Annotated in this window: 18 protein-coding genes and 1 pseudogene; 8 read left to right on the top strand and 11 right to left on the bottom strand. The window is 53.4% G+C overall.

Annotation, left to right across the window (positions count from 1 at the left end):
• Window positions 1–549, bottom strand: a pseudogene (locus RC73_RS03460) (proteobacterial dedicated sortase system histidine kinase); the annotation flags it as partial.
• Window positions 546–1,238, bottom strand: coding sequence for a proteobacterial dedicated sortase system response regulator (pdsR, locus tag RC73_RS03455; RefSeq protein WP_025009526.1), 693 nt, complete (start codon window positions 1,236–1,238; stop codon window positions 546–548). The gene pdsR and the pseudogene RC73_RS03460, both read right to left, overlap by 4 nt.
• 218 nt (window positions 1,239–1,456) lie before the next feature.
• Between pdsR and pdsO the strand changes: the two genes are divergently transcribed.
• The 3 genes from pdsO to RC73_RS03440 are packed head-to-tail and all read left to right on the top strand — an operon-like array spanning window position 1,457 to window position 5,207.
• The gene (gene pdsO / locus RC73_RS03450) at window positions 1,457–2,224 is read left to right on the top strand and encodes a sortase-associated OmpA-like protein PdsO (protein ID WP_039033341.1); all 768 of its coding nucleotides are present in this window, start codon (window positions 1,457–1,459) and stop codon (window positions 2,222–2,224) included.
• Window positions 2,225–2,238: 14 nt separating this feature from the next.
• Window positions 2,239–4,566, top strand: a complete 2,328-nt coding sequence (locus RC73_RS03445) for a marine proteobacterial sortase target protein (RefSeq protein WP_052247967.1) — start codon at window positions 2,239–2,241, stop codon at window positions 4,564–4,566.
• 32 nt (window positions 4,567–4,598) lie between these two features.
• Window positions 4,599–5,207, top strand: coding sequence for a class GN sortase (locus RC73_RS03440; protein ID WP_052247971.1), 609 nt, complete (start codon window positions 4,599–4,601; stop codon window positions 5,205–5,207).
• Here RC73_RS03440 and RC73_RS03435 read toward each other — a convergent pair.
• Window positions 5,199–6,224, bottom strand: coding sequence for a GGDEF domain-containing protein (locus RC73_RS03435; protein ID WP_039033338.1), 1,026 nt, complete (start codon window positions 6,222–6,224; stop codon window positions 5,199–5,201). The two genes, RC73_RS03440 and RC73_RS03435, sit on opposite strands and share 9 nt — an antisense overlap.
• Window positions 6,225–6,386: 162 nt before the next feature.
• Here RC73_RS03435 and RC73_RS03430 point away from each other — a divergent pair, with 162 nt between their 5' ends.
• On the top strand, window positions 6,387–7,976 hold the full coding sequence (locus RC73_RS03430; RefSeq protein ID WP_039033300.1) for a M28 family metallopeptidase: 1,590 nt from the start codon (window positions 6,387–6,389) through the stop codon (window positions 7,974–7,976).
• Window positions 7,977–8,031: 55 nt separating this feature from the next.
• On the opposite strand, the gene RC73_RS03425 is transcribed toward RC73_RS03430, so the two are convergent.
• The 3 genes from RC73_RS03425 to RC73_RS03415 form a co-directional block, all read right to left on the bottom strand.
• Window positions 8,032–8,883, bottom strand: a complete 852-nt coding sequence (locus tag RC73_RS03425) for an outer membrane beta-barrel protein (protein ID WP_233962340.1) — start codon at window positions 8,881–8,883, stop codon at window positions 8,032–8,034.
• A gap of 328 nt (window positions 8,884–9,211) precedes the next feature.
• The gene (locus RC73_RS03420) at window positions 9,212–10,159 is read right to left on the bottom strand and encodes an ATP-grasp domain-containing protein (protein WP_039033299.1); all 948 of its coding nucleotides are present in this window, start codon (window positions 10,157–10,159) and stop codon (window positions 9,212–9,214) included.
• A gap of 20 nt (window positions 10,160–10,179) precedes the next feature.
• Window positions 10,180–10,614 (bottom strand): DUF413 domain-containing protein, encoded by a 435-nt coding sequence (locus RC73_RS03415; RefSeq protein ID WP_039033298.1) that lies wholly within the window; start codon window positions 10,612–10,614, stop codon window positions 10,180–10,182.
• A gap of 110 nt (window positions 10,615–10,724) precedes the next feature.
• On the opposite strand from RC73_RS03415, the gene hdfR reads away from it, so the two are divergent.
• Window positions 10,725–11,570 (top strand): HTH-type transcriptional regulator HdfR, encoded by an 846-nt coding sequence (gene hdfR, locus RC73_RS03410; protein ID WP_039033336.1) that lies wholly within the window; start codon window positions 10,725–10,727, stop codon window positions 11,568–11,570.
• A 94-nt stretch (window positions 11,571–11,664) separates the two neighbouring features.
• Here the strand turns inward: hdfR and RC73_RS03405 are convergent, their stop codons facing one another.
• On the bottom strand, window positions 11,665–12,036 hold the full coding sequence (locus tag RC73_RS03405; protein WP_039033297.1) for a diacylglycerol kinase: 372 nt from the start codon (window positions 12,034–12,036) through the stop codon (window positions 11,665–11,667).
• Window positions 12,037–12,469: 433 nt separating this feature from the next.
• Here RC73_RS03405 and RC73_RS03400 point away from each other — a divergent pair, with 433 nt between their 5' ends.
• Together RC73_RS03400 and RC73_RS03395 are read left to right on the top strand one after the other, a co-directional pair.
• Window positions 12,470–13,459 carry a DNA ligase gene (locus tag RC73_RS03400; protein ID WP_235369953.1) on the top strand — a complete coding sequence of 330 codons (990 nt, stop codon included), beginning with the start codon at window positions 12,470–12,472 and terminating at the stop codon, window positions 13,457–13,459.
• 55 nt (window positions 13,460–13,514) lie between these two features.
• Window positions 13,515–13,985, top strand: coding sequence for a low molecular weight protein-tyrosine-phosphatase (locus RC73_RS03395; protein WP_039033334.1), 471 nt, complete (start codon window positions 13,515–13,517; stop codon window positions 13,983–13,985).
• Window positions 13,986–14,113: 128 nt separating this feature from the next.
• Here RC73_RS03395 and ylqF read toward each other — a convergent pair whose 3' ends face one another.
• Together ylqF and RC73_RS03385 are read right to left on the bottom strand one after the other, a co-directional pair.
• A complete protein-coding gene (ylqF, locus tag RC73_RS03390) occupies window positions 14,114–15,055 on the bottom strand; it encodes a ribosome biogenesis GTPase YlqF (RefSeq protein WP_039033296.1) in 942 nt (313 codons plus the stop codon).
• Between the two features lie 76 nt (window positions 15,056–15,131).
• Window positions 15,132–15,971, bottom strand: coding sequence for an isopenicillin N synthase family dioxygenase (locus tag RC73_RS03385; protein WP_039033333.1), 840 nt, complete (start codon window positions 15,969–15,971; stop codon window positions 15,132–15,134).
• Window positions 15,972–16,189: 218 nt separating this feature from the next.
• Here RC73_RS03385 and RC73_RS03380 point away from each other — a divergent pair, with 218 nt between their 5' ends.
• The gene (locus RC73_RS03380) at window positions 16,190–17,107 is read left to right on the top strand and encodes a bifunctional methionine sulfoxide reductase B/A protein (RefSeq protein ID WP_039033295.1); all 918 of its coding nucleotides are present in this window, start codon (window positions 16,190–16,192) and stop codon (window positions 17,105–17,107) included.
• Window positions 17,108–17,165: 58 nt separating this feature from the next.
• On the opposite strand, the gene RC73_RS03375 is transcribed toward RC73_RS03380, so the two are convergent.
• Entirely contained in the window at window positions 17,166–18,725 is a 1,560-nt protein-coding gene (locus RC73_RS03375) for a SulP family inorganic anion transporter (RefSeq protein ID WP_039033294.1), read from the bottom strand.
• Between the two features lie 139 nt (window positions 18,726–18,864).
• Window positions 18,865–22,356, bottom strand: coding sequence for a ribonuclease E (gene rne / locus RC73_RS03370; RefSeq protein ID WP_039033293.1), 3,492 nt, complete (start codon window positions 22,354–22,356; stop codon window positions 18,865–18,867).
• Between the last annotated feature and the right edge of the window lie 585 nt (window positions 22,357–22,941).

Raw genomic sequence — 22,941 nt, 5'->3', positions numbered from 1 at the left:
TATGGTATAGCGGCGAAAACGGCCATCCGGGGCCAGGGTGGCGATAGCCAGATAGTCGTTGCGATCCACACTCAGGCTGTTGCGGCCGCGGTAAATCCCCTTTGGATCCGTTACCTCGAAAAAGCCGTAAAGGTAGCCGCCATATTTACCGACCATATGGGTAAAGCTCAGCGTTGATTGGCTGTCACTCAAGCGCATCAGGGTATGTTCTTCGCCATAGGTCATGGCGCGATGGCGGTAAGTCTCCCAATCATTGAGGCGGCCATCCAGCTGAATGGGGCCGTTGAGCGGGTAGGCGTAAAGATCGCGGCCCTTTTCCACTTGATTGAGGAAACTGGCCTGACTGTCGAACAGTCTGGGTCTTTCATGCAGCGCCGTAGCCAGGGCCTGAGTGGTCCCTTCCAGGGTTTTCTCCTGGCCGTGACGCAGATATTTCTCCATCTCCCACACATACTGATAGCCAAGCCAGGGCAGGCACAGCAAAAACAGCGACAGTACCAGAGTCTTGGTTCTGAGGCCTATTGGCGGGTGATAAGAGGGGAACTTCAAGATTCGGGATCCCAGCGATAACCCATGCCGTAGACGGTATCTATGCAGTCAAAGGCCGGATCGGCGGCGATAAACTTACGCCGGATCCGCTTTACATGTGAGGTAATGGTGCTGTCATCGACATAAATCTTGGCTTCCTGCATCAACTCGGTGCGGCTGCGCACATGGCCGGGATGTTTGGCCAGGGCGTACACCATCCAGAATTCGGTCACTGTCAATTCAATCGGCTGCTGTTGCCAATATACCTGAATTCGATTGGCATCTATGGTGAGGGCGCCGCGCTCCATCAGGGTGTCGGCCGGAGCGCTGCTGCCGGCGAGTTCGCAGCGGCGAAACAGCGCCGCCAACCGCGCCAGCAAATGGGGAAAACTGACATCTTTACTCAGGTAGTCATCGGCACCCAGACGCAGACCACAAACCGTATCGAAGTCGCTGTCTCTGGCAGTGAGAAAAATAATCGGCAGGGTGCCCGACATCGCCCGCAGCGACTGGCATAAGGTAAAGCCACCGTCGATTTCATGCTCCAGACCTATGTCAATAATGGCCAGATCCGGTAAGCGGGTGTTGAAGGCCTGCATCGCCTCGGGGCGGTTGGCGTAAGTCTGTACAGAGTAACCCTGTGATTGCAGCACATCTTTGTAGTTTTCTCTTATTGCAGCTTCATCTTCCACTATGGCAATGCGTTTCATCTGCCTCTTGTTCCTGCCGAGCCTTGAATAGCCGTGACTATACAGGATTTTAGCCGTGAAAAAAGCGATCGTTTCCGATTGCCATTTTGTTGCCACAATTGATAGCCAAAGTGCCATTTTTGCTCCCCAGACTTGCCATTTCAATGGGGTTTAATCATCTCAACGACGAGGAACGCTGCCAGTTTGGCAGCAAGCTCTACAAGACAAAAGGAATCGAGATGATGAAAAAGACCCCCAGAGCCTCCCTGATCATGGCATCACTGTTGCTGACTTCTTCTCTGGCGCACGCCGACAGCCAGCCAAACTTACCGACTCAGGAGAGAGACCACAATGAAGAGTTGGTTGGCTTTGGCGCAGGCGCACTGCTGGGCGCCGTGGTTGGGGGGCCTGTAGGGGCCGTTATCGGTGCCTTCACCGGCGGCATAGTGGGTAAGTCTGTGGGCGATGACGAGCAGCTCAAGAGTCAGCAGCAACAGTTGGCCGAGCAAACCGAACAACTGGCGAGTCTCAGTGAGAAGCAGCGGGCGCTGAAGGAGTTATCGTTGCAATACGCCGATGCCCAGAGCCGCCTCAATGCGCTTTCCCGCGACCGGGCTGCCCAGCTCGAAGAGTTGATAGTGGGTATGAATGTGCAGTTTCGTACCGGCACCGCCGAAATCGAACCCCACTTTGCCCGCCAGTTGGACGATTTGGCTTTTGCCATGAGCCTGTCGCCTGAGCTGATGTTGGATCTGACCGGCTATGCCGATCGCCGCGGTAATTCTGATTACAACCAGACGCTGTCCGAGCAGCGGGTTGAGGCGGTGAAAAGTTATTTGATTAGCCAAGGCGTTGCCGAAGAGCGTTTGCAAACCCAGGCTTTTGGCGCCAGTTCACCCCTCAGTGCCAAACAGAGCCGCGAGAGCGACTTCTTTGACCGTCGGGTCACGCTGAAATTGCAGACTCAGGGCGCTGCCCTGGCAGCCAATCAACAAAGCGGCAATTGAGAGGGAACGATAAAATGAATATGGATATCCCTCGGCAGGAAAACGAGCAGTTTCAGAGAATGCCTGCTGCCAGTCACAGCGATTCGGATACTTATTTATGCCGGGCCGTTAACGCCCTGCAATTTTCAGGCTTTGCCCTGCTGGCACTGCTGGTGTTCAACCTGGTGAGCTCGGTTGAAGCCTGGGCCGAGAATGGCCCCCAACTTGCCGAAGAGTCTGCAAGTGCCCAGGCTCAGGAAGGTACCCTTCAACTGATAGATAATCCGCAGTGGCCCGGTGCCGGGGTACTCGCCTTTGGCGACACTCAGGTCCCGGCACTGGCAACCGACGTCAGCATGAGCATCAGTGGCTGGAGTAACAGAGTCAACGTCACCCAGTCATTCACCAATGATACCCAGGAGTGGATCCACGGCCGTTACCTGTTCCCGCTGCCCAATGAGGCGGCGGTGGACAGCATGCAGCTGAGAATAGGTGAGCGGATCATCGAGGGGGTCATTCAACCAAAGGAAGAGGCCAAGCGCACTTTTGAGCAGGCCAAGGCTCAGGGCAAGCGCGCCAGTTTACTGAGCCAGGAGCGGCCCAACCTGTTCACCACTCAGGTGGCCAATCTGGCCCCGGGGGAAACCCTTAAAGTCAGCTTCAGCTACCAGCAGGCATTGGATTACCGTGATGGTCAGTTCAGCCTGCGCTTTCCCATGACCCACACGCCCCGTTATCTGCCTCAAAGCATGCTGCAAGGCTTCAAAGGCGTGGAAGAGGCGGCGCGGTTGCTGAGCCCTGTGATTGAAGCTGTGGGCCTTGAAAAGATGTTCACCGGCGCTGATGGCGAAAGCTTTGATCTTAAAAGCTCCCAAGCGCAAAGCCCCCATGCGCACAGCAGTGGCCAGGATAATCGCCTCAGTTTGGATATTATCCTGGATGCCGGTTTTCCCTTGCTGTCGCTGGAGTCCCCTTATCATGCTATTTCTCAACAAACCCTGAGTGATGGCCGTATTCGGGTGCAGTTGCAACAAGACAATACCAAGGCCGACAGCGACTTTGTGTTGCAATGGCAAGCGGATCCGGGCGTTAAGCCCGCAGCGGCGCTGTTCAGCCAGCAAGGCCAGACCCATACCCCAGCACCTTCTTTAGCGCAGGCCGAAGGCCAAGCTGCCAGGGATGAATACAGTCTATTGATGTTGATGCCTCCACAGAACAAAGAAGTGGCCAAGCCCTTGCCCAGGGAGCTTATTCTGGTGATAGATACTTCCGGCTCCATGGGGGGAGATGCAATAGTTCAGGCCAAACAGGCACTGCTGTATGCCTTGAGCAGCCTCAAACCGGAGGACAGTTTCAATGTTGTTGAATTCAACTCTACAGTGCAAACCATGGCGGCAAACTCTTTGCCGGCGACCGCCCACAATATAGGTCGGGCGCAGCAGTTTATTCGCGCCCTGGAAGCCAACGGTGGCACCGAGATGTCCAAGGCGCTGGAGTTGGCATTGAATAATGATTTTGCCGCTCAAAATAAAGTCGGCACACAAGGTGAGGTTAAGGCGCTCAGGCAAGTGATTTTCATGACAGATGGCGCCGTAGGCAATGAACAGGCGCTGTTTGAACTGATTAAAGACAGGCTCGGCGACAACCGCCTGTTTACCGTAGGCATAGGCAGTGCGCCCAACTCCCACTTTATGCAGCGCGCCGCCGAACTGGGGCGTGGCAGCTTTACCTATATTGGCAAGATGCAGGAGGTGGAGCAAAAGGTGGTTGCCTTGCTGGAAAAAATCTCTGCTCCCAGGATCACAGATGTGTCGCTGCGCTACCCTGACGGCACAGTGCCGGATTACTGGCCGGCACAAATTCCGGATCTCTATCAGGGTGAGCCGGTATTGGTGAGCATCAAACAGCGTAGCAATGACCACAAGGCCGTTATCGTATCCGGTCTTATCGATGGCCAATTCTGGCAGCAGGAGCTGGCGCTCAATGCCAAGGCTGAGCCCAAAGGGCTGGATCTCATCTGGGCCAGAAAACAGATAGCCGCGCTGGAGCTGACCAAAGATGCTGCCAACAGTGAACGCATTGAACGCCAGGTCACAGCGCTGTCGCTTAAGTATCACTTGGTCAGTCCGTACACCAGCCTGGTGGCAGTGGATGTCACCCCGGTCAATCCGGACGCCGCGGCGACCCGGGAAGGGCAAGTGGCCAGTCATGCGCCCAAGGGCTGGCAGGGCAAGTTGCCGCAGACCGCCACCGACAGCCGGCTGATGTTGCTGTTGGGGTTGGCAAGTTTGCTGGCGGCGCTGATGCTGGCGGCTTTCCCCAGGGCCTTTGGCGGCCGTGCTTGTGAGGAGGCGGGGCGATGAGCCAGGCTCATCAGGCCCTGACAGCAGGCGCTATGCCCTCGGTCAATAGGGGGCGCTTTAGCGATATCTGCTCAATAGTGATAGTTGTTCTGGTCGTGGCGGGTTCGGCCATGCTGGTTAAAGGAGGATATATGCAAGCCAAAGCCATGTTCGCCCAGTTTTTGATTGAAAAGGCCTGGGCCAAGAGTCTGACTGACGGTCAGGCACACAAACCCTGGTCCTGGGCCGATACCCACCCTACGGCCAAATTGTGGATAGGCAAGCATGAGCCACTCTATGTGCTGGCCGGGGCCAGTGGCCGTAACCTGGCCTTTGGACCGGCGCAGATGCTCTCGGGAGCCGGTGCCGGAGAGACAGGCAATACCGTGATTGCCGGTCACAGGGATACCCATTTCGCGATTCTGGCCGGGGCCAGGGTGGGGCAGGAGATCCGCTTGCAGGGCATGGATGGCCAGATCCATTTTTATCGAATACGGGCTACCGCAGTTGTGCATGAATCTGAGACACCTTGGTTGATGGGCAGTGATGAGCGGCTATTGACGCTGATCACCTGTTATCCCTTCGACAGCCTGAGTGGCGGTGCCGAGCTTAGATTTGTGGTGCAGGCAGAAGCCTTGCAGACGCTGGCGGTTTCAGCCTGATATCGGCATCACCCGATTGCGGCCCAAACGCTTGGCTTCATAGAGCAAGGTGTCGGCGCGTTCGGTAAGGGATTGGCGGGTATCCATTTGCTGCCACTCGGCAACCCCGAAGGAGGCGCTGATATTGCTGATGAGCTGGCCCTTGCGTCTGTCTCTGACGCTAACCTTCTCCAGTGCCCGTCTCATGGCTTCGGCCAGTTGCCGTGCCACTCTCAGCTGACTGGTCGGCACCAGAATAGCGAACTCTTCACCACCGAAACGATACAACTTGGTGCCGTCACGGCAACTATCCTGCAGACGCTTGGCCACCGCCTTGAGCACCTGATCCCCCAAAAGATGCCCATATTCATCGTTGAAACGCTTGAAGTGATCCACATCCACCAGAATAAGGCAGCAACCCTTCGGTGACTGACTCAACAAGCTATCGAAGTCGGCATCGAAGGCGCGGCGGTTAAGGCAGCCGGTGAGTGCATCAAACAATATGTCTTTTTCGGTGTTTTGCAGCTGTAGCCGCAGGCTGTCTATCTCCTGCTGGGCCTTGCTCAGTTGCGAGCTCAAATAATCCGTGCTGCTGCGAATATCATCCGAGTCTTGCACCAGGGCTCGGACCATGCCCATCACCTGTTCAAGATCCATGGCGTCTTGATCCAAGCGGCTCAGACGGCCGAAATTACGCTCGATTTTGGCGCGAAAGCTGTCGGCATTGCAGCTGGTATCCTTGAGCGACTGCGACAGCTCGGTCGCTATCGCCTCCATACTCTGGCGAATATCTCTGACATCCAGTTCATCTTCCGGGGCCAGATGATAACGGTAGAGAAGTTCCGCAGTGGAGGGCGGACAGGTATTGTACTGGCTGACGGTTTGATCCAGGCTGGCATTGAGTGCCGGATTGCGCTCGCTGACATAGGCATACCAGAGCGCATAGTTGACCGGCGTCGTCGGTATCCGATATTTCAACATCAGCGGTAAGGCTTTTTTCAGGTATTGGGCGGCTTGCTGAAGCAGAGTCATGGCGATGGAGAAGCTCATTGTTGATGCAATTAGCTATTCAGCTTGACATAAATCAGGCCGCTTGTGGATCCAAAGGCTCACGGAATGTCACCTTGTTGCGCCGATTGCCGAATGCTGCGCCGCTGTTACAATGGCTGAACAAAATAGATAATAGCAAGGAATGAAGTCGTGAAATTTACCTCTGTGTGTAGCCTGTTGGCCACACTGTTAACGCCTGCTCTGGCGTTGGCAGCTCCCTTTGAACTGGATGAATCCCGCTATCGCCAGGATGTGAAAACCCTTGCCAGCGATGCTTTTGGAGGCCGTGCGCCTTTGTCGACAGGTGAACAGCTGACCTTGGATTACCTTACCGAGGCTTTCAAGGAGATAGGGCTTGAGCCCGGGTTTGGCAACAGTTACCTGCAAGCCGTTCCCATGGCCAGGATCAGCGCAGATCAGAATATGCAGCTTAAGCTGGGTTCAATGAGTTTCAGCAATGGCGAGGAGTTTACCGCCCGCACTCAAAGAGTGACGCCCAAGGTGGAGCTGCAAGACAGCGAAGTGGTATTTGTCGGCTACGGTATCAATGCCCCGGAATACGGCTGGAATGACTTTGAAGGCCTGGATGTTCGTGGTAAGACCCTGATTGTGCTGGTCAATGATCCCGGCTTTGCCACTCAGGATCCCCTGGTATTCAAGGGCAATGCCATGACCTATTACGGTCGCTGGACCTATAAATATGAAGAAGCGGCCCGTCAGGGCGCCGAGGCCGTGTTTATTGTGCATGAAACTGCGCCCGCCGCTTACGGTTGGGGAGTGGTGCGTAACAGTAACACCAATACCAAGTACACCCTGGTGGATAAAGACAACAACGCATCATCGCTTGGCGTGATGGGGTGGATCCAGCACGATAGTGCCAAGAAGCTGTTCAGCCAGGCGGGTCTGGACTTTGACACCTTGAAGCAACAGGCGGTCAATAAAGGCTTCAAGGCGGTGCCGTTGAAACTCAAGGCCAATCTGACCTTGAACAACAAGATAGAACTGGCGCAATCCCACAATGTGGCGGCCCTGTTGCCTGGAACCGAGCGTAAAAATGAATACTTGGTGATGCATGCTCACTGGGATCACCTGGGAAAGACCATTGAAGATGGCAAGGAAGTGGTGCTCAACGGCGCTGTGGATAATGCCTCCGGTGTGGCCGGTGTTCTGGCACTGGCAAAGCATTTCAAACAGCAAAAGGGCATTGAAGCCCCGAAACGCTCGATTCTGTTCAGCGCCTTTACTGCCGAGGAAACCGGACTCATTGGCGCCCAGTACTTTGCTGAAAATCCTCCGGTTCCCACCAAGCAACTGGTGGCATTTCTCAATATAGACGGCATGAATATGGGCAAAGGCGTGGATTATATCCTGCGTTATGGTGAGGGCGTGTCAGAGTTGGAGCAGTATCTGAATGATGCCGCCAAAGGGCAGGGACGCAGTGTCAAGGCCGATCCGCGGCCGCAAAATGGCTTAATGTTCCGCTCGGACCATTTCGCTCTGGCCAAGGAAGGGGTACCCGGCTTGCTGTTTATGAGTTTGGGAGATACAGACCCGGATTATATTGCCCACAAATATCATAAGGCAGCCGATGATTATGACCCCAGCTGGAGTCTGGATGGGGTTCAGCAGGACTTGGCCTTGATAAGCGATATTCTGGCACGGTTGGCCAACAACAATGACTGGCCCCAATGGCTTGAAGATTCGGATTTCAAGAAACGTCGGGCTCAGGATCTGCGCTGAGAAGGATGCTTTAAAGCGTAAACCGGGGTTCTGTCCCCGGTTTTTTACATTGGTCTTAGAAGCGATAGCTGACAGATAACATGGGGCCGATAAAACTATAGTAAATATTGTAGTCGGCCACTTTTACCTCGGCATTGGATGTGCTCTGACGCACATCCACATCTACCTTGTAATAGTTGTACGCCACACTGATGTCCCAGTTGTCACTCAGCGCTGTTTTCATACCGGCTCTGATATCGACCAATGAGCCTTCAAGGTCATCCAGACGCACGGAAAAATATTGGGCATGTAGATTAAGTTGCCAACCTGGCGCCAGTTCATAGTCACCAAAGAGGCCGATATTCGGCAAAGGTGCAGTCACACTTTCATCTACCACTCTGGGAATAGGTTGAGCGCTGCAGATATTGCCGCTGAGTTCTGAAGTTGCACAGGCGCCAATGGAACCCTCAAAACTGCTGTCAATCAACATAGTGTGCAAGCCGACACTGACCCCTATGTTATAACCGTTGCCCTGAAACAGATCATAGCCATAGCCAATACGAACGATATCAATATTAAGGCTTGTGCCTAATTGGCCCCCGGCCTTGACGTCATAAACAGTGTCATCAATCTGGATTTGAAATGGCCTGCTGACGGCTTGAGTTTCGGCGCTGCGATGCAGTTGTTTCCAGTCGATATAGATATGGTGTCTGTCGTTGAAGCGATATCCCAATTCAAACAAGGGCAGAAACTCATTTTCCGCCAACTGCAGATCCGATTCGAAATCCAGTTCGAAATCGTTGCCTAACAAGGGATCTGTGACTTGCATATTGGTGTCGGACTGGGAATAGAAACCACCTATATTCAGACTCCACTCGCCGGCCTGAGCAGAGTTGGCCGCGCAGCAGAGCAGGAGTAGTGTCAACACCAGTCTTGAACCCGAAATGTTAATTGAATGTGTTATCAACAATGGGGTGATCTCTTTTTATTACTCAGATAATCCAAGTGCCTTCTCAGAGATTCCTTATCCGGGGTAATTCGGCACATGCGCGGTTTGAGTGCTTTTGGGTTCGCTCTTGGGGCGACACTTCTTGTATTTTCGGATGCTGAAAATCCGCGCGGTTGCAGAGAGTCTAAACCAGAATAGTGCTTTGTGTGAATAAAATGTTTGTAAAGTTATCGATTTTTATGATCCGCAACAAAAAAGCGCTCCGTTAATGGAGCGCTTCAGTCTTATATTAAAGCTCGTGTTCGGATCAGCCCTTGGACTCGCTGCTGTTGCTTTTCTTGGAGTCCTTGTTGAACATGCCCAAACGGATACGGATAAAGTGCAGTATTTGTGCCGCGATATCCAGATTGAGGCAGGATTCCAGTCCTTCAAAGCCCGGCGAGGAGTTGGCCTCGCAAATCTTGTAGTGACCATTATCGAATAGCAGATCGATTCCGGCGACATCCAGATCCAAAATATTGGCGGTCTGGGTTGCCAGCCACTCTATTTCAGGCGTCACCGCAAAGGGGCTGGCTGAGCCACCGGCGCTGACATTGGCTTTGAAACTGTCCTCTTGGCCGCGTCTCTCATAGCATCCCGCTACCCGGCCACCTATGGTAAAGACTCGCAAGTCCCGACCGTGACTGTTGGAGATAAACTCCTGCAGAATAATGTTGGCATTCTTGTTGGTGGCCTCGATAAGCTGCATCAGATCATCGAACTCGCGCGCCTTGTGCGACAGAAACACACCGCTGCCTTGCGAGCCGGACAGTGTCTTGATCACTACAGGAAAACCCAAGTGACGTTCAACCAGGTCAACATCCACCGGGAATTTCACCAGCATGGTCTTGGGAGTTGGCAGATTCTTTTCGGCCAACAGTTGCTGGGAAAACAGCTTGTCTTTAACGGTTTCTATCGCCTTGGAAGAGTTAAGGCAATAAACGCCAAGACGTTCCAGGTGGCGGATAATCGCCAAGGCAAAATAGGTGGTACCCGAGCCCATACGGGGAATAATAAAATCGGGCAACTCCACTGGTTGCCCGTTCAGTAAAATACTCTTGTTGTCCTCTCGGGTCACTGTGAGGTCAAACTCATCGGGAGCATAGACCTCAAGTTCGATATTGTCGGCCTTGGCAGCCTCCAACAATCGGTTAATTTCATACAATTCAGGTTTTAGCTGAGTCGCGGTCTCTTTATATAAAATCCAACCACGCATTTAGTCGCAAACCCTAATTTTCATTGGTCATCCTCTAGTTCAGGCTCATCCTGAACATCGTCATCTATCATATCGTCAAGATACTCAGCATCGGCCTTTTTCACCAAATTGGTGCCGACAACTGCGTAGAAAGGCTTCCCAGAAGCCAACTTGACATACTTTACCCAGATCTTTTCCAACAAGCTACCGGGAGCGGAATTTCCGCGGACAACTTCAACAAAATGACTCTCCTCCGGATTTCGGGGGGCTTGGCGTCCTTCCGCCAGAGCCTGCATGGCAACGCCATGTTTTTCGAGTAATTCTGCTTCGTTGTAAGTAAAATCCCCGCTGCGGCGAAAGCCTTTGGGGAAGTTCTTGTCGTCATAGAAACGGCGTTCGCTGACGAAACTCTCATTGGCGGCTTGTTGCATAGATGCACTCTGCAGTGCCGATGGTGAAGGAGTCGTGGTCAACATGGCGATATTCCTTACAAAATGGTTCTTGAGGAGATTTGCAAGCAGAGTATTGGCTAGTATGATTGATTTATAAATCAAAAAAATTTGTCTATGACGATAAAGAATTTTTTATGGACACGGATTTACTCAAAACATTTCTGGAAGTTTCCCATACCCGCCATTTTGGGAAGGCCGCCGAGAACCTCTATCTGACCCGCAGTGCAGTATCTTTCAGGGTAAAGCAGTTGGAGAGTATTCTCGGCGTTGAGCTGTTTGAGCGGCAGCGAAACAACATACAACCGACCCCGGCCGGGGTGCGGATGCTGGCGCATGCCGAAGCGGTACTGACCGCCTGGGAGCGGGCCAAACAGGATATCTCCTTGAGTGAGCACCAGTCGGTACAATTGGTTATCGGCGCGGCGCCCAATATTTGGGACGCATATCTACAGGGATATATGCAGGGTTTACATCAGGGGCTTGCCGGAGTGGCGCTGCGCACCGAAATTCTGGCGTCGGCGGCGATGACCAAACAGCTGATGGACCGGACGCTGGATCTGGCCATTGCCTTTGATCCCCCTAAGCTGGACGAGTTTGAACTGTTGCAGATAGGGGAGGTGTCACTGCATCTGGTGAGCACTGCTGCGGCGTCCTCAGTGACTGAGTTGGCAGGCAGGCATTACATCAAGGTCGATTGGGGCACGGCGTTTAATATTCAACATGCCAGAGACTATGCCGAGTTACCCATTCCCGTGCTGCATACCGGCTCGGCCCGTATTGCGCTGGACTTTCTGCTCAATAATGGCGGCAGTGCATTTTTGCCGCAAAACATGATAGAACCTTATCTGGCGAAAGGGGAGCTGTTTGTGATTGATGATAAAACACCGCTCAGACGTAATGTCTATGTAGCCTACTTGCCGGGCAACGACCGCTTGGAGCAGATACTGCAAGCGGTCAACTACCTCAGAAGTCAGTTCTAAATTTGGCTGGGCATTGAGCGTTTTGCCTTGATGCCCGGTTTCCTTACTGAAGCATTCAAAATACCAAAGCGTGCATTCAACATAGTAAAGCGCTTTAGAACACCAGAGGCCAGATAACCACGGCCCAGGTCAGGCCGCATAAACACAAGCTGATAAAGACCGCCGCCGAGGCAATATCTTTGGCCTGGCCGCTCAAGGGATGAATTTCATCACCCACTCTGTCGACCACGGCTTCAATGGCTGAATTCAACAGTTCGGTAATAATGACGATAAATATCGTTGCTATCAGCAGTAATTTTTCTGTCTTGGCCACATCCAGATATAACGCCAATGGGATCATTAACAATGCCAGTACGGCTTCCTGACGAAAGGCGGCTTCATGTTTCCAGGCTGAGTTCAGTCCTTTCATGGAAAAGCCGGTGGCGCGGAAAATGCGTTTCAGTCCGTGATTGTTGGCGGGTTTCATATTCTCTCAATTCTTGATCTGTGGCTATGGCCGGTTGCTGTATAAAGACCCGTTGAACCGTGAAAGGTTCCTGGGTTAATGGGGTTGCAACTTGTCGCTCCTTTATTGTCCTCGCGTTGGTCACCAGTGACTAGTTTGGCTAGTAGTGTAGTGGCGCTGAGGTTTCCAAGGTGCGGCGGCATTATAGCAGCTCATCTTGCCGCTGATATAACAGTTACTTCACCCACCAAGGGTGTTTGGCCGTTATTATGCCAAGGCGGAAGGTTTGGCAAAGCGGGTAGGGTCGTTTCGATAATCGTTACACCTGTTGTCACCATAACTGCCAAGACTTTCTATACTCTTTATAGTTTTGGTCTTTATAGTTTTGATCCTTGTAGTTATGGTCTCTGCTATAGGATGTAGCAGGCAATTGGCCGACAGCCAGGGAGGGCTTATGCAATATTCGCAATCTTTACCGACAACAGCATACCTTAAATGTTTTCCGGCCATGCTGTTACTGCTGCAAACTTTTCTGCTGGCCTTGTCTTTTCTGATCTCGTTTCCGGCGGGCGCCGATAGAGAATTGCCGGCCCCGGAGCTGGCCGGTCGTTGGCAACAACAAAAGGCCGAAATCAAGGATTTCCTTGTCAGTGAAAAACTCGATGGTGTCCGCGCCAGATGGGACGGCAGGCGTTTGCTGAGCCGCTCGGGCAGAGTGATTCCTGCACCAGTTTGGTTTGTGAAAGACTTTCCTGCAGTGGCACTCGAAGGAGAACTTTGGGGCGGCTATCACAGCTTTGATACTGCATCATTGCTGGCCAGAGGTTTAGGCGAAGCAGACTCCTGGCGTCAGCTGGGCTTTTATCTGTTCGATGCCCCCGGGCTGACAATGGCGTTTGCCGAACGTTATCAGGCGTTCAAGCAGTATCACCAACTGACCCCTTATCTCTATGTCATTGAGCAGCGGCGTCTCAGCAGCACGCAAGAGCTACATCTGTGGTTACAACAGGTGGTGGCCAAAGGGGGCGAAGGCCTGATGGCGCACCGCATCGATGCCATGTATCTGGAGGGACGCAGTGACGCCTTGTTAAAGCTCAAACCTGTGGAAGATGCCGAGGCGAAAGTGCTGGCGATACTTCCGGGAAAGGGCAAGTATCAAGGCATGATGGGCGCCTTGCTGGTGGAAACCGAGGCTGGGGTAAGCTTTCGCTTGGGAACAGGTTTCACCGATGCCGAGAGGGCTTCACCGCCTCTTCCCGGAACCTGGGTGACTTTTGCTTTCTCCGGGCTGACCTCGGGCGGCAAGCCTAGGTTTGCCCGCTTCCTTAGGGTAAGATCCGACTATCGACTCAGTTTCCCGGCAGAGGTTATTGAGGCAAAAGTCTCTGTCGCCGACCCGGCTGCGGAACGCAATCCTGCCGAGTCAGCCAATAAGGAACCTTAAGGTGGAATTTCAAAGCGTGCCAAGTGTCAATGAGGGTGAAATCAACCGTATCTTAATGGTTTGTATGGGCAATATTTGCCGTTCACCAAGCGCTGAAGCTGTGGCCCGGGCCAAGGCTCAGGCCATGGGGCTGACACTGGAGTTGGATTCTGCCGGTACCATAGGCTATCACGCTGGGGAGTCGCCGGACAGGCGCGCCCGCGCCGCCGGTGAGCGGCGCGGGCTGGACTTTTCAGGGATCAAAGCCAGGCAGGTGTGCGCACAGGACTTTGCTCATTTCGATCTTATTCTGGCGGCCGATCGTGAGAATCTTCAGGCCCTATATGAGGCTTGTCCGCAGATTTACAAACACAAGCTGGCCTTGATGCTGGACTTTGCCGATACCCCCATCAGGGAAGTCCCGGATCCTTACTATGGTGGCGACAGCGGATTTGAGCAGGTTTTGGATCTGTTGGAGTTGAGCATTGCCGGACTGTTTGCCCGGATCCAGGCCGCCAGACAGAAGATTATCCCGCCTGTGCGGTGAGCGGTTCTGCAAAGGACTAACATTAAGCTTATGCGGAATTTAGTTGGATAATTGGTCGGATAAGTGACAAACAAAAACAGGCCACGATTTGTGGCCCGTTTCCGTTAAGCTTGCTTCTTGAGGGAAGCTTAACCCTGATGGCGTTTGCCGGCGCGCTTCAGCTTGTCGGCTTCTTTCTTTGCCTGCTTCATGGCCTCTTTCTCTGCCAGCAGCTTGGCCACTTCCGCCTCTTCTGCCTGGGCCATTTCCGGCGTTTCCAGTGACAGCTGGCCGATTTTCCCAGAGCGGAATTCATGCAGCAGCAGTTCCGAGGCCTTGTGCAAATCGATATGACCGCCGCTTCTGAGGGCGCCGCGCCTGCGGCCTATCTCTTCGAGTAATTCGATATCGGTGGCGGGCAGGGAGGTCAGCTTATAACGCTCCATCATCGCCTCCGGGTAAGCATGCAGGAAATAAGCTGCAGCAAACAGGGCCACATCCTCATATTCCATGGCGGTGTCCTTGATGGCACCTGTGACCGCCAGACGATAACCCGAGGCTTCATTGTCCACCTTGGGCCAAAGGATCCCCGGCGTGTCGGACAGCACTATGCCGTTTTTGAGGTTGATCCTTTGCTGCGCCTTGGTCACCGCAGGTTCATTACCTGTTTTGGCAATCACCCGGCCGGCCAGGGTGTTGATGATGGTGGACTTGCCCACATTGGGGATGCCCATGATCATGGTGCGAATATCCTTGAGCGCACCTTCGCTCACGGGAACCAGTTTGCGGCATAGCTCGGGGATCTTTCTGACCATGGCAGGTTGCAGGGTAGTGATGGCTTGTGCCCGCACTCCTTGTTCCTGCTCCAGGTACTCAATCCAACGATTGGTTATCTCGGGATCGGCCAGATCAGACTTATTCAGCAACTTGATACAAGGCTTGTCCTGGCGCAGCTTGGCCACCATGGGGTTTTCACTGCTGTAAGGTATTCGGGCGTCCAGCACTTCGATCACCAGATCTATCTGAGGCATCACCTCTTCTATCTCTTTGCGGGCCTTGTGCATGTGTCCCGGATACCATTGAATCGCCATCTATTGCTTATCCTGCTGAAAACTGAAAAAAGAGCGCTATTGTAGCATTCCGAACTGAAAAAAGCGCCCGCAGGCGCTAGATAACCCCAAGTTCGCGCAGGCGCTCCATCAGGTAGCTGTCGGCGGTATAGCGCTCTGACAGCACAACGTCGGGACGAGGATGCAGGAACAGCGGCAGTGAGATCCGCGACTTGCTCATATCGGCGCCTTCCGGGTTGATCACCCTATGAGTGGTCGATGGGAAGTAACCGGCGGAAGCCTCCTGGAGCATATCGCCTATGTTTATGATAAGGTTGCCAAAATCGCTGGGAACATCCAACCATTCTCCGTCGAGGCTCTTCACTTGCAGCCCGGGCTCGTTGGCGGCGGGCAATACGGTGAGCAGGTTGATATCCTCATGGGCAGCGGCACGAATGGCGCCTGGGGTCTCATCGCCAGTCATCGGCGGATAATGCAGTACCCGCAGCAGCGTCTTGTGGCTATTGGCTATCATTTGCGACAGCGCTGTGCGGTAGTTGGCTGCCACCTCGGCAGGCGAGTGCACCTCGACCCAGTCCAGAAGCTCGGCGGCCAGCGCATTGGCTTCTTGGTAGTAGGTGAGGATATTGTCCTGCAATTGCTCAGGAATGCGGCCCCAGGGGTAGACGTGAAAGTACTCTTTGATGTCTTTGACCGTATGGCCTTTGGCGGTTTCTGAAATGCTCGCCGGAAAGAAACCATCCTGGGTTTCCGGCTTGAACATGAAGGCCTGCTTCTCTTCACTGTTGAAGAACTCCTGCCAGTCGCGGTAGATATCCTGCACCAAGTGTTGTGAAATAGGGTGGTTGCTCAACACGCCAAAGCCGGTGCTGCGCAGGGATTCTACAAAGCGCTCGGCAGCATCTGCGGCGCGATAGTCTATGGTTTCCAGTTTCATCATCATCTTTCTTGGTTATTTTTTATTGACCCGATACTTGTGTCTCTATGGACATTTTGTTGGCAGTCGGGTGACCCGGGCGCAAGTCTACCTTGATGTCTTTATAGGGGCAACGTAAAGTGATCCAAGTCACTTTTATGGCTCTGTGTAACTAGAGTGAAGGGTAACCGCTGCAATTTGGGTCTTATGGGTTACGCAGAGTAATCGAGGAGCGTTAAATGAAACCCCTGAACGAGTTTGAGCGTTATGTCATAGAGGAAAAAGGCACAGAGCGCCCTTTCAGTGGAGAGCTGTATCAACACAATGCCAAGGGGCGATATCTTTGCCGCAAATGCGGCGCCCCATTGTATTTGTCCGAGCATAAATTCAATGCCCATTGTGGCTGGCCCGCCTTTGATGATGAAATCTCCGGTGCCGTCACCCGGATACCCGACGCCGATGGTCGCAGAACCGAAATTGTCTGCAGTCAATGTGGTGGTCATCTGGGACATGTGTTTGAAGGAGAGGGGTTAACGGCCAAGAACTTGCGACATTGCGTCAATTCTGTCTCCATGGTCTTTGAGGCCATAGATGATGCCGAGGCTTTGCAGCCGGCAACTGAAAAGCGTTTGGAGACGGCCACCCTGGGCGGCGGCTGTTTTTGGTGTTCAGAGGCGGTTTTTTTAAGCTTGGCCGGGGTTACGCAAGTGACTTCCGGCTATGCCGGCGGCGCGGCAAAAGATGCCAACTACAAGGCGGTATGCAGCGGCGCAACCGGCCATGCCGAAGTGGTGCAGATAGTTTTTGACCCCACTGTCATCAGCTATGCCGAGCTGTTGGAGGTGTTCTTTGTCAGTCATGACCCCACCACCTTGAATCGCCAGGGTAACGACGTGGGGCCTCAGTATCGTTCGGTGATTTTCGCGCACTCGGATAAGCAGCTTGAGGTGGCGTCCTCCATGATTAAAGCGCTGGATGAGGAAGGCTTATTCGGCGCACCTATAGTGACAGAGTTGACCGCCTTTGATGGTTTCTATCCGGCGGAGGACTATCATAACGACTATTTTGCGCTTCATGGTGAGCAGCCTTATTGTGCCTTGGTGATCAAACCCAAGCTGGATAAGGTGAGGCGGCGTTTCAGGGCCAAGCTGAAGTAGAATAGAAAAAACGGCAAGCCTCAGCTTGCCGTTTTTTTAAGGCCTGGACAGTGTTAAATTATGAGTCCAACTTGTCGTCGGCAATCTTGTATCTGGGATCTTCAATCAGATTGACTTCCACCAGATCGCCGGCCTTGTGCAGCAACTGTTTGCAGTCGTTGGAAAGATGACGAAGATGCAGGCGTTTGCCTTGATTCACATAGCGCTCGGCCAAGGTGTCTATGGCATCCAGAGCCGAGTGGTCACAGACCCGGGATGACTGGAAGTCGACCACGACATCCTTGGGGTCATTGTTGGCATCGAACAACTCAAGGAACGAAGCCGCTGAGCCGAAAAACAGTGGGCCATTGAGACGGTAAACCGCCCAACCGTTGGCATCTATGCTCTTTTGAGCACTGATCTGTTTGGCATGCTCCCAGGCAAATACCAGCGCAGATACTATCACCCCGACAAATACCGCAATCGCCAGATCGGTAAATACCGTCACCACAGTCACCAGCACAATAACAAAGGCATCGTGCTTGGGCACCTTACGCATCACTTTAAAGCTGGCCCACTCAAAGGTTCCCAGCACCACCATAAACATGACCCCGACCAAGGCGGCCAGCGGGATCATCTCGATAAAGGCGGCGGCAAACAGAATAAAGCACAGTAAGGTGAGGGCGGCGGTGATCCCGGAAAGACGACCGCGGCCCCCTGAGTTGATGTTAATCATCGACTGACCAATCATGGCGCAGCCACCCATGGCACCGAAAAAGCCACTGGTGACGTTACCCACGCCTTGGCCGACACATTCCTTGTTGCCACGGCCGCGGGTCTGGGTCATCTCATCGACCACTGTCAGAGTCAGCAGAGATTCAATCAGGCCAACAGCTGCCAGGATAACGGCATAGGGCGCTATGATATAAAGGGTTTCCAGGTTGAAGGGCACGGCCGGAATGGCAAAGCTTGGCAGTGTGCCGGCGATAGTTGCCTCAGGATTACCGCTCATATTGCGCAAATAATCGAGCACGTTGCGGGTATCCAAATCCAGGCCTACCACCAGAGCGGTTACTGCCAGTATGGCCACCAGGGATGAAGGCACGGCTGTGGTCAGTTTAGGCAGAAAATGTATGATGGCCATCGTCATGGCTATCAGCGCCAGCATCAGCCAGATATCGGCACCGGGCAACCAGGCCATCTCCTCTTCGCCGACTTTGACCTGGAATTGCCCCAGTTGCGCCAGGAATATCACTATGGCCAGGCCGTTGACGAAGCCTATCATCACAGGATAAGGCACTATGCGGATGAACTTGCCAAGACGCAGTGCTCCGGCGGTAATTTGAATTACCCCGGCCAGCACCACGGCAGCAAACAGATAGCTGACGCCGTGAGACACCACCAGGCTGGTCATGACCACGGCCATCGCGCCGGTGGCGCCTGAGATCATGCCGGGACGGCCGCCGATGAGGGCCGTGATCAGTCCCATGATAAAGGCGGCATAAAGGCCCACCATAGGTTCTACTTTAGCAACGAAGGCAAAGGCTACCGCTTCGGGCACCAGCGCCATAGCAACCGTTAGGCCGGAGAGTATATCCGCCTTGTGACTGCTGGTTTTATGGCGTATCAGTTCAAACATTCAGCTTGGGATCCCATCTTGAGGGTTAAAAACAAAGTTGCGCATACTAGCAAAATTTCTGTTGTGACAGAAGTGTGAAGCAGATCAAAATAAAAAAACCATGCCCGAGGGCATGGTTTTTTCTCAGCAACACTTAGGTTCAGGGACGGGCCATATCTGACTCGGCGCTGTTACCATGGCTCTTGCGTGGCGCGGTTTCGCCATTGGCCAGATACTCTCGGCCTTTGGGCACTTCAACGTGAGCACGTTGATCCACCTGTGGCTTGGTTGTATCTGAGCCAACCATGGTGCTGAAGCGACTGACTCTTGGTGCGGCACTTGCCTGGGTTGTTGCAGGTGCTGCTGCCGGGCTTTCCTTGGCTTGATTGCTTGCCTGACGCGCAGGGCGGCTGATAGCAGCCGGCTTGGCCATAGGGGCTGAGGCGGCGACGCTTGCCGATGCAGTTTCTGCCTTGGGCTTGGCTGCTGCGACTTCAACAGTTTTAGCCTTGGGTGCTTCGCTCGCTTTCTCTACTGCCTTTGATGGCGCAGCTTCGACGGGCTCAGCTTTTGCAACTTCAGCTTTTTCAGCTTTGGCTTCAGGCGCTGGTTCGGCTTCTGCTGTTTTGGGCTCAGCCTTTACCTCTACTTCGGCGGCTTTTGCATCGGCAACGGCTTCTACCTTGGCAGCGACCTCGGCTTGAGGCTTTGTCTCAACCTGAGCTTCGGCTTTGGTTTCCGCTTTGGCTTCAACCTGAGGAGCCGGCTTGGCTTCAACCTGAGGAGTCGGCTTGGCAACAACTTGAGGTTCAGCTTGTGCTGGCTCTTGAGCTTTGTCGGCAGGCTTTGCTTGCTCGGCATCGACTTCAACGGCAGCAGCCGGCGCTGATGCCTCGGTAACAACCACTTCTTTAGCGTTATTTGCTGCTTCAGTGGCTGCTTTTTCAGTGCTTACCTTTTCAGGGCTTTCGGACTCTTCGCCTTCCTGTTCGGTACGGCGGCGACGCTGACCGGCAGCACGCAAATGACGAGGGCTGCGGCGGCTACGGCGTTGTCCTTCGCGCTTGGGCTTATCGTCTTCTTCAGCGCTCTCGATGGCTTCGGCATTACTTTGAACACCACTATCTTGAACACTGGTTTCAGCGATTTGCTCAGCATTGACAACAGGGCTGACTTCGGCGCTTGCCTGAATGTCTTGTGAAACCCCTGTACCTTGGGCTTTAGTGGCAACCTGAGTTGACTCTTCACCCTTCAGCTCGGTAGTGGTTTCGCTCTTGGCTTCTGACTTGGCTTCAACTTTGGCCTGAACTTCCATTTCCTTGGACTCAGCCTGAGCTGCGGCAGGCTTACGGCGGCTGCGGCGTGGTTTGTCGGCTTGCTCGGCGTTATCCTTGTTACCTGTCTCTTTGGCGCGAGTCGGCTTGGTCTCGGTTTTTGTCTCGACCTTTACTTCAGGTTTGGCCTGGGCGCTGGCTTTCACTTCGGCGCTGGTTGCCTCTGCTGTGTTATCAACGGCTTCCTGTGCATCGTTGGCCTCAATGCGCACTTTACGACGCAGGTTGCGACGTTGGCGACGCTCACGGGCGGCTTCCTGTTTTGGTTCCTGCTCGCTTTCGTCACGGGCCTTGCTGCGGCTCTTGCGTTCATCCAAAGCTTCAGACTTGGGAGCCTTGTCGCTACGGTCACTACGGGTTGGTTTACCGGAGTCGTTTGCCTGGCGCTTGTTGCCTTGTTCGTCCTTATCACGGGCAGGGCGCTCGTTAGCGGCCGATTTGCGGTTGCGGCTGCGTGAATCGCGGTTAGCGTCTTTGTCATCACCACTCTTGCGACGTCTGTCGTTGCGGTCATTGCGACGGTTACGGCGGTTGTTCTGGCCGTTGCTTTCCTGATTGTCTTTAGTGCTCTTTTCCTGCTTCTTGTCGGCTTGTGGCTCGGAAGAGGAGAAGAGGGCACCCAAGGCGGCAAAGAAACGGGAAATTATCCCGGGCTTGGCCGCTTCAGTCGCTGCGGCTTTGACCGCTGGTTTGGCTGTCTGCGGTGCTTCGGCAGTTTCCTGCTTGATAGGTGTAGCAAAACCACTCAGTGCTGGCTTGGGTGCAGCAGCACGTTCCAGTTTACGTGGTTCATACAGTTTGTTCTCCGGCTCTTCCACACGCTGGTAGCTGACTTCAGAGATCTGGTCGTCCTTGCGATGACGCACCACACGGTAGTTCGGGGTCATCATATGTGGATCCGGGATCACATAGACTTCAACTTCATGGCGCTGCTCTGTGATGCGTATGGCCTTGCGCTTTTCGTTCAGCAGGTAAGCTGCGACATCCACGGGCACTATGGCCTCAATCTGAGAGGTGTTTTCCTTGATGGCTTCTTCTTCCATCAGGCGCAGAATCGACAGTGCCAGTGACTCGGTACCACGAATGGTGCCCTGACCGTTACAACGAGGGCAGATGTGAGCGGCTGACTCTTCCAGAGACGGACGCAGACGCTGACGGGACATTTCCATCAGACCGAAGCGGGAAATACGGCCTAATTGCACTCGGGCACGGTCATGGTGAACGGCATCACGCAGACGGTTTTCCACTTCGCGTTGGTGTCTGACCGGAGTCATATCGATGAAGTCGATAACCACCAGGCCGCCCAAGTCGCGCAGACGCAGCTGACGGGCAATCTCGTCGGCGGCTTCCAGATTGGTATTCAGTGCGGTTTCTTCGATATCGCCGCCCTTGGTGGCTCTGGCTGAGTTGATATCGATAGAGGTCAGCGCTTCGGTGGGATCGATAACGATAGAACCGCCGGAAGGCAGTCTGACTTCGCGCTGGAATGCAGATTCTATCTGTGACTCAATCTGATAGTGGGTAAAGAGCGGCACTTCAGATGAGTAGGGTTTGACTCTGTCGACAAAATCAGGACGTACCAGGGCGATATGCTGCTTGGCATCGGCATAAATTTGTGGGTGATCGATTAGAATTTCGCCTACATCACGGCGCAGGTAATCACGGATGGCGCGAACGATAACATTGCTTTCCTGATGAATAAGGAAAGGAGCCGGGCGACTCTCGGCCGCTTCCTGAATCGCTGTCCAATGGTGCAGCAATACCTTCAAGTCCCACTGCAGATCGGCGGCAGCCTTGCCAACACCTGCGGTGCGAACAATCAGCCCCATACCGTTGGGCACTTCCAGGTTTTCCATGGCCGCTTTCAACTCGGTGCGCTCATCACCTTCAATCCGGCGGGAGATACCACCGGCGCGAGGGTTATTGGGCATGAGTACCAGGTACGACCCGGCCAGACTGATAAAGGTGGTCAAGGCAGCGCCTTTGTTGCCACGTTCCTCTTTATCTATCTGAACTATGACTTCCTGGCCTTCGCTGACCACTTCTTTAATACTGGGACGCCCCTGGAAGGAATAACCTTTAGGGAAGTATTCACGGGCGATCTCTTTCAGTGGTAGAAAACCATGACGCTCGGCGCCATAGTCAACAAATGCCGCTTCCAGAGAGGGTTCTACGCGGGTGATTTTACCTTTATAAATATTGGCTTTTTTCTGCTCATGGCCTGGGCTTTCGATATCCAGATCATAAAGCTGTTGCCCATCAACCAGGGCAACGCGCAACTCCTCGGATTGAGTCGCATTGATTAACATCCGTTTCATGATGACGTAATTCTTCTTAATAAGAGGTCATCAAACGTACAGGTCGCTGCATTACGGGCCTGGTCTCATTCGGGCGACGCCTCTCGGCGTTCCTCCAGGCAGGGAGGTGCGCATTGCTGTTAGACGCATTCGCTGCGTGTCGCATCCTATTTATGGCTTATTTTTCAATGATTACAAAAACAAGGAATTCGTTGTAAAACATCAACCAACCCCATAAATTCTTCAATAATAATCCGGTAATGCCGAAGTCGAGCCTTGTCGTTTGATGACGAGTTAACATTAACTTTCGAAAACAGCATAGTGGCGGCTTGAAAGTGGTCTGAATTTCGTGTTTCCGTCCAGGTTTAACCGTAAAAACAATTTTTTCAGTAGTGTTCTTTTATATACAGTTTGCAAATCAATTATTTGCGACCTCGGAGGTCAGACATCGCTCAAGCGCTTTCCACCGTTCGAACCGTTCATAGATTGAGCAAAGGCTCATCAATACGCAGGGTTCGCCGCTGAAATATAGCCGAATTCAAAAAAATCGGCAATCAAAAGCCTCAACATGTTGTACAATAGCGCGCCCCGAACCGCAACATAAGT

The organism is Shewanella sp. ECSMB14102 (assembly GCF_000813075.1).
Classification (GTDB): Bacteria; Pseudomonadota; Gammaproteobacteria; order Enterobacterales; family Shewanellaceae; genus Shewanella; species Shewanella indica.
The sequence above is the reverse complement of the archived record's forward strand: the minus strand, read 5'-3'. Positions and strand labels throughout refer to the sequence as shown.